Annotated in this window: 10 protein-coding genes; 6 read left to right on the forward strand and 4 right to left on the reverse strand. The window is 58.9% G+C overall.

Annotated elements, in window-relative coordinates:
• Positions 1-218 precede the first annotated feature (218 nt).
• Both C1D09_RS20630 and C1D09_RS20635 read left to right on the forward strand, forming a co-directional pair.
• On the forward strand, positions 219-1,571 hold the full coding sequence (locus C1D09_RS20630; protein WP_246135816.1) for an O-antigen ligase family protein: 1,353 nt from the start codon (positions 219-221) through the stop codon (positions 1,569-1,571).
• An 18-nt stretch (positions 1,572-1,589) separates the two neighbouring features.
• The gene (locus C1D09_RS20635; RefSeq protein WP_143976048.1) at positions 1,590-2,543 is read left to right on the forward strand and encodes a UDP-glucose 4-epimerase family protein; all 954 of its coding nucleotides are present in this window, start codon (positions 1,590-1,592) and stop codon (positions 2,541-2,543) included.
• Here the strand turns inward: C1D09_RS20635 and C1D09_RS20640 are convergent.
• Together C1D09_RS20640 and C1D09_RS20645 are read right to left on the reverse strand one after the other, a co-directional pair.
• The gene (locus C1D09_RS20640; RefSeq protein ID WP_143976049.1) at positions 2,522-3,070 is read right to left on the reverse strand and encodes a sugar transferase; all 549 of its coding nucleotides are present in this window, start codon (positions 3,068-3,070) and stop codon (positions 2,522-2,524) included. The genes C1D09_RS20635 and C1D09_RS20640 overlap by 22 nt on opposite strands.
• Positions 3,071-3,229: 159 nt before the next feature.
• Positions 3,230-5,218, reverse strand: coding sequence for a nucleoside-diphosphate sugar epimerase/dehydratase (locus C1D09_RS20645; protein WP_143976050.1), 1,989 nt, complete (start codon positions 5,216-5,218; stop codon positions 3,230-3,232).
• Positions 5,219-5,615: 397 nt separating this feature from the next.
• Here C1D09_RS20645 and C1D09_RS20650 point away from each other — a divergent pair, with 397 nt between their 5' ends.
• Positions 5,616-7,067 carry a phosphomannomutase gene (locus tag C1D09_RS20650; protein WP_143976051.1) on the forward strand — a complete coding sequence of 484 codons (1,452 nt, stop codon included), beginning with the start codon at positions 5,616-5,618 and terminating at the stop codon, positions 7,065-7,067.
• A gap of 175 nt (positions 7,068-7,242) precedes the next feature.
• Here C1D09_RS20650 and C1D09_RS20655 read toward each other — a convergent pair whose 3' ends face one another.
• A complete protein-coding gene (locus C1D09_RS20655) occupies positions 7,243-8,175 on the reverse strand; it encodes a glycosyltransferase family 2 protein (RefSeq protein ID WP_143976052.1) in 933 nt (310 codons plus the stop codon).
• A gap of 394 nt (positions 8,176-8,569) precedes the next feature.
• On the opposite strand from C1D09_RS20655, the gene C1D09_RS20660 reads away from it, so the two are divergent.
• From C1D09_RS20660 to C1D09_RS20670, 3 genes are all read left to right on the forward strand, one after another.
• Positions 8,570-9,457 carry an ABC transporter permease gene (locus C1D09_RS20660; RefSeq protein WP_246135818.1) on the forward strand — a complete coding sequence of 296 codons (888 nt, stop codon included), beginning with the start codon at positions 8,570-8,572 and terminating at the stop codon, positions 9,455-9,457.
• A 5-nt stretch (positions 9,458-9,462) separates the two neighbouring features.
• Positions 9,463-10,164 carry an ABC transporter ATP-binding protein gene (locus tag C1D09_RS20665; protein WP_010914947.1) on the forward strand — a complete coding sequence of 234 codons (702 nt, stop codon included), beginning with the start codon at positions 9,463-9,465 and terminating at the stop codon, positions 10,162-10,164.
• 360 nt (positions 10,165-10,524) lie between these two features.
• Positions 10,525-11,646, forward strand: coding sequence for a sulfotransferase family protein (locus tag C1D09_RS20670; RefSeq protein ID WP_246135819.1), 1,122 nt, complete (start codon positions 10,525-10,527; stop codon positions 11,644-11,646).
• 93 nt (positions 11,647-11,739) lie between these two features.
• Here C1D09_RS20670 and C1D09_RS20675 read toward each other — a convergent pair.
• Positions 11,740-13,401: rhamnan synthesis F family protein (locus C1D09_RS20675; protein WP_143976054.1), on the reverse strand; the 1,662-nt coding region annotated here is incomplete at its 5' end.

The following is a 13,401-nucleotide window of genomic DNA, read 5'->3' on the forward strand; positions in this document are numbered from 1 at the left end:
CGTTCCTTGGGCCCGTTCCCAACCGTCGGGCACCGGCCGCCGATTTTAGCCGACGACAAGCTCCACCGCACTATCGAAAAGACAGCCCAGCCGCTATACAACCTCCGGAAGCGGGCAAGATGCGTCATCAGGCATGGGCAAATTTCAAACGCGAGCACACTCGGTTCCGCCGAACAGATGTGCCGCATAGAGCTACTCGAGAATAGCGAGCCCAAAACTTGACCCGGCTTTCGTCTGCAAGTCAGCAACTCACGCCTTCGCGGATCAATATCTACTTCTCCACTCTTTGCTTCTTTTTCCCACCGGTTTTGGGATCGGTGGTCAGCTTCGTATTCAGCGGTGGCGCTCTATGGTCCATCCTGTTGATCGCCCTCAAGAAAAGGCGCTTCAATAGCGACCCGGCGATGATAGCGATGACGATCGCGATCTATGCCTATTGCGCGGCCAATCTGGTGGCGTCCATCGTCAACCACGCGATCGCCAGGGATGCATTGCCCCTGATCCCGCTTGTCACCTTCCTGTTTTTCCCCATCTCCTATTCGACCTGGAGCATTACGCAGAAGACGACACTTGTCCGTATCATCGTGCTCAGCAGCATGGCCGCCTGTTTTGTCGCGCTCATCCTGGCGTTCTTCCAGCAACATTGGCTTGGTATCCGCGCCGAGGGTGGGGCCGGAAATCCAATTGTGTTCGCGGAGGTCCTCTGCCTTGCCGTGGTGGTCTGCGTGGCCGGCGCCCTGTCGGATATAGAGAAACACAGGATCGCCCTCATGTGCGCGGCACTCGGCGGGACGATCGCCATCATCTACTCAGGCACCCGTATAGTCTGGCTGGCACTGCTGATTGCCGGTATCGCCGTTCTGCTGATCAACCAGCATAGGCTCAAGGGAAGGAACGCCATCCGCCTGCTGGTTCTGTTGCTGGCGGCCGGCGCCGTGATCGCGGCTGTCGGCTTCCAGACAATATCAGGGCGTGTCGACTTTCTGCGTTCCGACTTGGACGCGCTCGCCACCAACGGTGACCACACGACGGCCATCGGATTGCGATTGGCCGTGTGGGACATCGGTCTGAAGGCGTTTCGTGAGATGCCATTGTTCGGACATGGCGTGGGTGCTACCCAGGCCTTGATAAAGCAGGGCTTCCACGATCAGTTCGGGATGGATGCTGGCTTCAATCATTTCCACAACGGCTTCCTTACCGCCCTGGTGCAGGCCGGCCTCCTGGGCGCCGTGACGCTGGCGGCGATCTTCGTCGTTGCCGCCAGGAATGCAGCTGTGGTTTTGCGAAATAGCACCGATCCGATCGAGCGTTTTGGCGCTACAATGATTGTCATCGTGGTGATCACCTATCTCACGTCCGGGATGACAGGCATCCTGATTGGTCACGACATTCTGGACTCGGTGCTGATGGTCTTCCTGGTGTCGGGGACTTATCTCGCCTCGGGCCGCCAGGCTCCGTTGCCGCAAGACCAGCCATTTCCGCCCGAGACGGAAGGGCGAGTGCCTCCCCTCGTGACGGAAGACGTGCTTCTTCCAAGGACGGAAGATCAAGCGCTTCGATTCACTCAATAGCCGTTCGGGGCAAGGCCAATGAAAGTCCTGGTCACAGGAGCGACAGGCTTCATCGGCCGTCAGGTGGTGCATCGGCTTCGTGAGGCGGGCGCCGAGCTTCGCCTCGCGTCGCGCTACCCGGAGAGGCTTGATCGCGGACATGATGCCATGCAGATGCCCGAGGTCGATGCGCCGACGGCTGCCTTCCTGGCGCTAGCAAGGGGTGTTACCGATGTCGTTCATTGCGCGGGTCTGAACAATGATGACGGCAACGCCACCGAAGCCGATTTTCGGGCGGCCAATGCGGAATTGAGCGCAAGGCTGGCACAGGCGGCGGTCGAACAGGCCAGTGGACGGTTCATCCAGCTCTCCTCGATCCGGGCCGTGATCGGCGCGCGCGTCAGCGCAACGGTCGACGAGGACACGATTCCCGATCCGCAATGCGCCTATGGGCGCTCGAAGCGCGAAGCAGAGATCCGCGTGCTGGACGCCTATGCGTCGCATGGTCGTTCGGACGCCACCGTGTTGCGGCTGCCTCCCGTCTACGGAACCGGCATGAAAGGAAACCTTGCGACGCTGATGCGCCTGGCCGATACTGGCCTGCCGCTGCCGACAGGCGCCCTGATGGGAACCCGCTCGCTGCTGTCATCGCAATCGACGGCAGGCGCGGTATGGCATCTGCTCAGCCTTTCGGGGCGGCCGCGATCGATCTATGTCGCCAGCGATGTGCCGCCGGTTTCGATCGCCGACATTGTCGGCGCCTTTCGCGACGGTTTCGGACGCCCCAGGCGCCTCATGGCCATGCCGGCCAAGCCGTTGCGGGCAGCAGCGATCCTCTTGGGCAAGCGGGCGTCCTGGGACAGCCTGACCGCGACACAGATATGCGACCCTTCCCTGCTCGTATCCGAAGGCTGGCGGCCGGAAGCCGGGACGCTGGAGCGGCTGGCCGAAATGGCGAGGCTTGGAGACGCTCAATCGCCGCCGTTGCGATAGAGCGTTCCAAACAGGATGCGAAGGTCGAGCCAGAACGACGCCGTGCTGAGATAGGCGGCATCCGTTTCGGCCAGAAGCCGCGGGTTGGACATGTCGATGCCCCTGATCTGGGCCATGCCGGTGATGCCCGGACGTGCCGCCAAAACCCCTAGCCGCCGGCGACGCTCGATCAGTTCCGTCTGCGTCGGCAGGCAAGGGCGCGGCCCGACCAGGCTCATCTCGCCCCGAAGAACATTCCAGAATTGCGGCAGTTCATCGAGCTTGAACTTCCGCAAGGTCCTTCCTACGGCGGTCACGGCATCTGCCGGCGCCTCGTGCGAGGGCAAGGACGGCGTTCCCTGATACATCGTCCGCAATTTGTGGCAGCGAAACAACGCACCATCGCGGCCGACCCGCGTCTGTGAAAAAATCACCGGACCGGGCGACGATGCCCGCACCGCAAGCATGCACAGCAATAGAACAGGGGATGTCACCAACAACAGCAACACCGCCGCGACGAGATCGAAGGCACGCTTCAGTCCCTTCACGGCCGCCCCCTCATCACCAGAGCCATTCCAGGAAGAATGTGAAATGGTTTTCCCGGCAAAAGCCAGGAGCGCTTTCCCGGCGGAAATTGCTCCGACACCACCGGCCGCGGGGTCGATATCCTCGCAAAATCCCGCCATTGAACCGTCAGCCGCAACGTATCAACCTGCTTGCCCGACCGTTCTCGGGCCAGTTTCCTGTCGCGTGTCGGGCGCTGGCGTCTCCGGCAGATGGAGCTGCGCCAACACGGCAAGGGCGGAAGCCTTGTCCTGGCTCTTCATTGCGGCCTGCAACGCGGCCAGCGCAGCCTGAACCGTCGGCCACGCCACCACATCGGTCCTGAGACCGAAGATCTTGGCGATGTCGAGCGTGATGATCTCTTCATTGGCACCCTGGAGCGTCTCATGCAGCTTCTCTCCGGGCCTGATGCCGGTGAAGCGAATCGGGATATCCACATAGGGCGTCTTGCCGGCCATGCGGATCATGGTTTCCGCGACTTCGAGAATCGGCACGGGTTTGCCCATGTCCAGCATGTAGATGGCATAGTCGTCCTTGCCGTCACGCGACTGGGCGTCGGCGGCCGCCATGATGACGAGGTCGACGGCTTCCGCCACCGTCATGAAATAACGGGTCATGCGTCGATCGGTAATCGTGACCGGGCCGCCGGCTTCGATCTGGGCCTGGAAGATGGTCGCCACCGAACCATTGGAGCCAAACACGTTGCCGAACCGCACGGCTATGAATTTGGTGCCGGTACGGCGTCCGTCCGGCGCGATTGCGTGGCTTTCGTGCAAGGAACTGACGAGTTGCTCGGCGGCTCTTTTCGTGATGCCAAGGACCGACGTCGGATCCACGGCCTTGTCGCTCGATATGAGCAGGAACTGCGGAACACCGCATCTGGCGGCAACCTCGGCGCAGACAAGCGTACCGAAAACATTGGTCTGGATAGCCGATTCCCAGTTCTCCTCAAGCAGCGGAACGTGCTTCAGAGCAGCGGCATGAAAGATGATGTCCGGTTTGAATTCCGTGACGACACGAGTCATCTGACGCCGGTCCGCGACATCGACAATGCGCACCTTCAGGCGATCATGGTCCTTTTCGTCGACATACTGGCTCAACTGGAAGATGCCGAACTCGGAATTGTCGGCGACCAGCACCGCCCCTGCCCCCAGCTCCAGCGACCGCTTGACCAGCGTGCGGCCGATAGATCCGGCGCCTCCGGTCACCAGGACGCGCTTGCCGCCGACGAAGGCACCGATACGCGCGATATCGGATGGCACGGTCGGGCGCCGCAGGATCGTTTCCATCTCGACTTCGTCGAGAACGATCTTTCCCTCTTGCCCAAGCTGCGAAAGGCTCGAGAACTGCAAGACGGTTATGCCGCCGTGCCGGGCGACACGCACAAGTTCGGAATATTCCTCGATCTCATGCTCGACGCCGCTACCGAAAATAAGCAGGTCGATGCTCTTGGTGCCGGCGGCGTAATCCTCCAGGACATCGATCAGGCGTGGCCGGGACGCCACCACGGGAACACCTTGAATCCGTGTGCCCAACGGAGCGCCGCGCTCGGTCGCCATGATGCCGGCAATGGAATAATCGGTTGGCTCTGCCGTGCGGGTGAAGCGAATGATCAGGTCGGCCTCACCAAGCCGACCGACGAACAGCGCCCGCTTGGCCTGCACTTTATCGACCCTGTGGGTCAGGATGCCCCAGCTCGCGCCGTCGCGAAGAAATCGGTAGAACAGCCTCGGCGCCGATATGATTGTGAAGGAAACAAGGAAAAAGACGATGAATTGGCGTTCGTTGAGACCAGCCACGGGCTGAATGAAACGAAACATCAGCGAAAGAGCATAAAGCACGACCGTCAGAATCGCACAGCTCTTCAGAATGTTGAAAAAGTCCGGGGTTGAGGCAAAGCGCCAGATCGTGGTGTAGAGACCACAATATCTGAACAGCAGGTGACTGATGAGAACGATCCCGACCCAGGTGACCAGGCCTTCGTAGGAGAATGCATCGAAAGAAAGGTCTGACCGGGAGAGGACGAGACTGAGCGCCACCGCAACCAGGACCATGAGCAGGTCCTGGACCATGATGATGACGCGCCGTATCTTCGGTCGAAATCCGAACACGGCTTCTGCATAGGAAGTCATTGGCGAGTATTGAACTCCAGGCGTGAGAACTTCAACACTAATGCGGCGTCAGATCGAATACCATCCGTCACCCGCCACCTGTTTTCAGCGTCAAATCCTCGGCCCCCGCCGTCGCTACCGCATAGCGTGGACGTGAGGTCATCGCCAGAGATATTTTCACAGACGGTCCGATTGGGATCAAGTGTCGACCAGGATATCGGGCAACCGGCGAGACGTTTAAGGTTCACGCCGTTGCCAGGAGGAGGTCAGGCGATGCGATTGGCTGGCGTCTGACGCACTTTCCACAGCGCTGCCGTTGCCCGTTCGTTCATCGCGACGCACTATTCTTCAAGCTCTCGGGGAAACCCCAGGATGGGCGGCAAAGCGCTTTTCGGTTAACAGGGGAACCTACCTCAATATGACAGCCTTCCCTCCCATCAACCAAAGCGAAGTGATGAAATTTGGATCGAGTGGCCTCAGAGGCCTGGCTTCGGAACTGGTCGGGAAACCGAGTGGCCTTTATACCGAGGCTTTCGCCTGGCGCCTGGCTGCCGGCGGGATTCAGCCCAATGCCATGGTGCTGGTGGGTCGTGACTTACGCGACAGCAGCCCCACCATAGCCGCCAACTGCATGGCAGCCCTAGCGGCAAGCGGGCTTCAACCGATCGATTGCGGCACTATTCCAACACCGGCTTTGGCGCTATACGGCCAGCAGCATGGCGCTGCCGCACTTATGGTGACGGGTTCGCATATTCCCGCTGACCGCAACGGTATCAAATTTTACGGCCCGCACGGCGAGATCAGCAAGGCGGACGAAGCCGCCATGGCGCAATACGCCGCCGGAAGATCAGAAGCCTATCGCCCTCCGCCCCCACCGGGAACGGCCTTGCCAACACGCAATGATCAGGCGATCGCCGCCTATCGCGCGCGCGCCGAGATCATATTGGAGCCCAATTCCCTTTTTGGCATGAGGGTCGGCGTTTATCAGCACAGCTCGGTGGCGGCGGATCTGCTGGTCGAGATTCTCCAATCCCTTGGCGCTCACGTGACTGCTGTCGGGAAATCCGATACCTTTGTGCCCGTTGACACCGAAGCCATCAGCCGGACCACACTTGCCAAATTCAAGCGTTGGGCTGGGGAATTCAATCTCGATGCCATCGTGTCGACAGATGCAGATGCCGATCGTCCGCTTATCGCCGACGAGAATGGCGATCTCTTTCGCGGCGACCTGATCGGCCTCGCCACGGCCTTGTTCTTGCGGGCAGACGTCGTGGTGACGCCGGTGACCTCCAATTCGGGCATTTCGAAAGCTTTCGGTTTCGAGGTCGTGAGAACGAAGGTCGGATCTCCTTTCGTTATCGAAGGGATGGAAGCATCATACCATGCCGGTCGCATCGTCGTCGGCTTCGAGGCCAATGGTGGCGTTCTCCTGGGATCGGATTGTTCCCTGCGCGGAAAGACACTGGCGGCATTGCCGACACGGGATTCCCTGCTCCCGATCCTCGCCGTCCTGGGTCTGGTTGCATCGACCGGGAAAATGCTGTCGCAGCTGCGCGCGGATTGGAAGCTTCCGGTTTGCGCAAGCGAGCGACTTGAAAACTTCCCGGTGGAAAGCTCGCACAGCCTGATGCGCCGCCTTGCGGATCGGGACGCCTTGCAGCAATTCCTGGCGCCTTTCGGGACCGTTGCCGAAGTCGACCAGACCGACGGCTTCAGGATGCGAATGCAGACTGGTGAGATCATCCATTTGCGGCCCTCCGGCAACGCACCTGAACTTCGCTGCTATTCGGAGGCTGCAAACCCGGACAGAGCGGCCGCGATCGTGGCAATGACGCTTGAAAGGGCGCGGGCGATCACGTCCGCGGATTGAACAGCGGCCGTATTATGAAGATGGTTCTCGCACTGGCGCAAGACCCTTCCGACGGCGGTCACGGCGTTCGCTGGCCATGCGAGAAAAGTATCGCGGCCAACTTGTGACAGCGAAGAATCGCTCGGGCCGATAGAACGGGGCGCCGCTCGACCACGCGCCTCGAAGCGATTCGATTTCAGATGCGACCCAGGATGAATGCGAGATAGAGCCCCAGGGTCCCGGCAAGAGTCTGCCGATAGACACCGCTTGCGGGCAGAGTGCGCAAACGCTGGAAAAGACCGCCCTGCCGACCGCGTGCGAACAGGTCGAGACACGCCGCCGCATCCGGCGTAAGGAGGTCGCGATTGGCCGCCAGACCGGCAAGGTTGAGATCGGTCCAGTCGGCAAACTCGCCCTTGAACAGGCGCCCAAGCCGCGAGACCCGTGCCCGCCAAGACACGTTGGCGCCGACAAGGTTCGCCGCGTGCTGCCGGTAGTGCACCAGGGGCCGCGGGTCGTAGTGGACAACGCCGCCGGCGCCGGTGACAATCAGATAGGCCCACCAGTCGTGGCTGACGAAGCCCGTCCGTGCCGAAGCCCTTGCCAACAGATCGCGTGCCGCGCGGTTGAGCAGGATGGTGTTGCCGCCGGCGATGCTTTGCACAAGCGCGTTGCGGAACGATGGCGGCCGACGAAACAACGGCGACTGGCCGACGAGGCTTCCCGTTTCGGTCATGGTCGCGGTTCGCGAGCAGAACATTAACGGCCTCTCCGCGCCGAACGCCTGCATCCATTGGACGGCACTCTGCAGCCTGTCCGGCTCCCAGACATCGTCCTGATCACTGAAGGCATAGAAGTCGGCAGCGATACGCCGGTCGAGTATCATCGAACGGAAGTTGGCCGCGAACCCTCGGTGCGGCCCTTCCACCAACGTCACTCGACCCTTTGTCCAGCGGGACTTCCAGGCTTCGATGATGGGAACCGTGCCGTCGGCGGAGCCATCGTCAGAGACCCAGAGATCGATGAGAGGATGCGACTGTGCGAGCAGGGATTGCAACTGCTCATCAATGAACGCGGCGCCGTCTTTCGTGCCCATCAGCACTGCTATGCGCAGATCTGCCCTATCCACGAATGTCGAACACCTTACTTGAGTTCGTAATTAAGGCGAGGTGCATCCGTGGCCGAAGTCCGAATACAGATTCCAGCTTCATCGGATGGCATCAGGCTCCAGGCTTGTGGACGTGAACACCAGCAAAGTGCGAACACGAAAATCGCTCATGGCCGTTCACTGTTCTCAAGGTGCGATTTCGGCCGTGGCGTTGTATCGCATACTGTGGGCTCGACGTCATAGCCAGAGGTTTTTTCGGGAAAAGCTGACGGTCAATGGAGAAGCGTGGTGCATCATCCTTGGGTGATTGCCGCGAGCCTGACACCAGTCTCGGCTGGCGACGAAAGCAGCCCGTGTCCAGTTTTGCCGCAGTTGACTCCGCTCTTGACCTCGTTAGGACGCAATGCGTTGCCATATGCCTGTCGAAATGGCTATTAGAGATGGGTGTGGTGGTTCGCCATGGCCAGCGAAAGACAATGCGCCAGAACAACGGATTGCGATACTCCCAGCTATGATTGCGGCACTAAACGGCGCTTTTGACGACATCTCAAAAGCCATGAGATTACACCGGGTCTGGATCGCGCTTGCCCATGAGGACATCGGCGACCAGCACAGACGCACGACGCTCGGCCCACTTTGGATGCTGGTCAACTATTTCGCTTTCGTCGGCACATTTGCCTTTGTTTTCGTGACCAAGGACGCAAGCAACCCAAGCTATATAGCCTATGTGGCCATCGGCATGCTGGTGTGGTTCTATCTTACCGAGACCATCACCATGAGCGTGTCTCTCTTCCAGCGCGAAGCGAGCTTCATTCAGGGCACGACGCTGCCGTTGTTCGTTTATGTGATGCGATTGACGATGCAATGCATCATTCGGGCTGGTTATTCGCTGGCGGGTTGCGTTCTCATTCTGCTTTTGAGCGGCTACGGAATCAACACAAACTGGCTGCTGTCCTCGGTGGGATTGTTGCTCCTCATCCTGGCAACCCCTGCATTCGTGGTGGTTTTTGCGTTCCTGGGCGCGTTCTTTCCCGATAGCGAATTCATCGTTGGCAATCTGATGCGGGTGGGCATGTTCTTTACGCCGGTCTTCTGGGTCTATAGTGGGCAAGAGGGCGTTCAAGAATATGCCTATCACTGGAACCCGTTCACCTATTTCCTAGAGGGCGTGCGCGAGCCGATCACGGCGGGCATATTTCCGGGACATTCCCTGGCGGTGACAGGTTATTTCTGCCTCGGCCTCTGGGCTATTGCGCTGCTGTTGCTGGGCCTTTATCGCAAGCGCATCGTTTTCCTGATCTGAGTTCCATGACCTCCATCACACTGAACAATGTCAGCCTCGTCTATCGCCTGTTTGAAAAGTTGACGCTTTCGGCGCCCGGCCGGCGTCGGAGCGCCCTCGGCGGCAATATTGCCAAGTCGGGCACCAAACAGGTCGTGCAGGCGCTCGACGGTGTCAGCTTCGAGCTCAAGGCGGGCGACCGGTTGGGGCTTGTCGGCCCGAATGGCGCCGGCAAGACCACCCTGCTCAAGGTTCTGTACGGAATATACCAGCCATCGGGTGGCACGATATCGATCACCGGCAAGGTCGACGCCCTATTCAACATCCACATAGGGTTTCGTCCCGAGGCCACCGGGCGCAGAAACATCGTGCTGAGAGGGTTGATCAGCGGTTGGACGGCGGCCGAGATCGAAGAGAAGATGGAAGAAATAATCGATTTCAGCGAACTGGGCGATTTCATCGACCTGCCGTTCAAGGCGTACAGCCAAGGCATGGCGGCACGTTTGGCGTTTGCTGCAGCGACCACTCTCGAGCCTGAAATTCTGCTGATGGATGAATGGATTGGCGCCGGCGACGCGTCGTTCCAGGAAAAAGCCAAACGCCGCATGGACGAACTGGCGGAAAAGGCCGGCATCATCGTGCTGGCCAGCCATGACGATGCGCTCATCCGGCGCGTCTGCACAAAGAAACTCACACTTCGCGCCGGCCGGGTGGAGTCGCTGGCTTAAAGCGCCTCGCGATATTCGATATCGAGGTCGAGCGAGGGCTCTATAGTCGTAGCATTATCCTTTTCCGCAGGCCGTCAACGGTCCAAACCACTCTCGCAGTCACGGCCGAACAGCTGAAATCGGCCCGCCCTATCAGCCCCGCAACTTGTCCAGGAGTTGCGCCCGTCGCGATCTTCATAGAATTGACGTTTTGATAGAGCCTGGTCTAAGCGTACCGAACGTTGACCAACCGGACCGAAAAGCACCCTCAACTTGATAACCCCAACAGCCGGATTGCCACAGGCACCGAGGCGTCAAGCCATCTTAATCCTGGGAATGCACAGGAGCGGAACCTCGGCGCTTGGGGGTGTAATCAATGCGTTGGGAGCAGCCGGCCCGAAGACCCCGCTGCCGTCGCACGCGGCCAATCCGCGCGGATTCTTCGAGAGCGCGCCCCTTGCCCTTGCCCACGACGAACTGCTCGCATTGGCAGGCTCGTCCTGGCTTGATTGGCGTCAGCTCGATCTGCAAAGGATGAACTCAAAGGCAACAGAGCCATGTCGTCAGAAAATAAAACAGCTGCTCATCGACGAGTTCGGCGACGAACCATTGATCGTTATCAAAGACCCGCGGACCTGCAGATTTGTTCCGTTCATGTCGTCGATCTTGGACGAAATGAATGTCAGCCCTGTCGCCCTTCTGCCGGTACGCAATCCTCTTGAGGTCGCATCTTCGCTGCACCGGCGAGATAATATCACACTGCCAAAGTCCCTGCTGTTGTGGCTCAGGCATGTGCTCGAGGCTGAATATCATTCGCGACACATGCCTCGATATATTCTGTCATATGAAGGGTTTCTGGCCGACTGGCGAAAGCATATGGATCGCGCAGCTGAAAAAACAGGTGTCGTTTGGCCTGCTCAGCCCGACCACCCGGACATCAAGATCGATCGGTTTCTGACGACAGACCTTTATCATGAAAGGTCCACGCTCGAAGATGTGCGCAATCATCCGGATGTTACGCCGCTGGTCCGTGAGACCTATCAAGTTCTGACCGCTATGGCCGCCGGCGATGAAGACAATGGCTTGCTTGCTCAGCTGGATATTGTGCGGACGAGATTTGACGACGCCTGCGAAACATTTTCGGTGGCCATGGCGACGGAGGAATTGGCGGTTGCGCAATTGCGTGGTGAACTTAGCACGCGCAGCACCGAGACCGAGCAGGTCCGTCAAGAAAACTCGCAACTTGCGAGCATTTTGGAACAGCAATCCGTCGAAATCCGCGGCTTGGCGGACGAACGTGATGCGCTCGTCGGATTTCGCGACACTCTGAGCGCCGAACGGGATACCCTCGTAAATACCCAAGCCAGCTTGATCGCCGAACGCGATGCGCTCCGATGGGACATGAGGCGCATCGCCAATGAGCGCGACGCGCTGCTCACGTCGCGTAGTTGGCGGCTGACCGCACCTTTGCGGCTGATACGTCGCCTGTTAGCCCGTGGCTGATGCATGCGCGGAGTAAACGCGCGGCGAGAGGCTCTTGGAGCGCCTCACGAGCGACTTGCCCACGTGAGCGAGCTCAGTTTGTTCGCGATCTGGCTAATCCCCAAACCCGATTATCCTTCGTAGGCCGCGATAGAGCGGCCTGAGAATCCTGAACGCTATTGGCGATCTGGCTACAATTGATCTCTTGATCGAGAAGACGAGGCCACGAAAGGATCTTGCCACTCCATAGTTTCCGAATTCCGCCGGAGCCCCGTTCTCGCATAGGGCTTGCAATTTAGCCTCCAGCATTACGTAGTTGTGAGCAGCATGCCCGGCGGTCATCACGTGCCGGAAGGTATAACCGGCATCGATTGCGACATAGGCTATGATCCGCTCTATGGCGTGGACCAAACTCCCATCCCGATAATCCATATTGGCAAAATCGCTCCAGCCCCACTCTTCTTCGAAAAGCTTCCTTAGAGCTGCAGGACGAAACCAGTACATCCCACCGTAAGGCGCGACAGGTGTACTATCATCCAGGTGCACGACCAGACCCAACCGTCGCGCAAGCTTCGCGACGTTGGCTTTGTTGCCAGCCCATGAATTTCCAATGGTCGGATATCCAATATGGACCAAGGGCGGCATGACGAGACCAAGCGCTGGATTGTTGGCAAAGAGTTCAAGCAAATTCGAGACATATCCAGGCGTATGGAGAAGGTTTTCAAAAGTGTGGAGTTTAAACAGCTCTCCCCTCGGGCCGTCTTGGGGAGATCGCTTGGAATGGACCCGGCAGATCAAGTCGTACCGATCCTCGAGTACATAGTCCCGGCAACCGACAAGAAGGGCGGAAGTATCCCTGCCGTCATTCCGGACGACCAGGACGACCGCACTCCTGGCGTTCGTCGCCTTGGCTACGGCTTGCTGGATCAACGCCTGCTTGCTGGCATTGTCGGTCGTGACGATCAGATCGTAGCCTTTCGGCACGTTTTCGGCATAGCCGAGAATCTCATCGATCATGTCAACGTGATACACATGCGCAAGAACTGCTATCCGAAGATCGTCCCAATTCCTTTGCGCACCAACATGGATGTCCGGCAGGACGGAGAGCAACGCGGCATTGCCATTTAGCGTACGAGGCGAGCCCAGGCGGCCAACGCTTTTCCATATCAGCGACAAATCATAATCAGATCGGTTCTCTACGATCTCCAAGGCGCGCGGCAGGTTGATGGCCGCGCGCTCGAGGGACAGCGTGTCATGAAAGAAGAGGCGACGCTTCAGGATGGGGCTCCGGTCCTCCAGCGTTTTGTCCGGCTCCATGAAAACCGGGTATGGCGTCTTGTATCTTTCCGGATCGAGCAATACCGAACAGGTGTAGCCCAAAGCCTGAAAATGCGCTGTGAACACCGTCTCGTGCTTCGCAACTGACTCCATATAGGAGTTGATGGACACCATACGGGTCCAATAGTCACGAAACGCCTCCGACTGATGCAAGGACCGCCGCACGGCGATGAAATGGGAATTGAGATGGAAGGGCAGTTCCGATTTTCGGACGTCGATCGGATTGGGCCTTATCGCCTTGTGGGCGGATATTCCCCAAAAGTCACAGTGACGTTGGTCCATCTGCGAGAACATTTCCGAGAAGGGAAAAATCGGCCCGTAGAAAGTGTGGTTGAAAAACAATATCTCGTCGAAATTTGAAAGTTGATCCCACCCGATATGTTCAAGCGCGGCCCTATAGGCCCAGACATCGAACCCCTTGTTTTCCCTGATCAGAAA

The sequence above is a fragment of the Mesorhizobium intechi genome, from assembly GCF_002879535.1.
GTDB classification, from domain to species: Bacteria; Pseudomonadota; Alphaproteobacteria; order Rhizobiales; family Rhizobiaceae; genus Mesorhizobium; species Mesorhizobium intechi.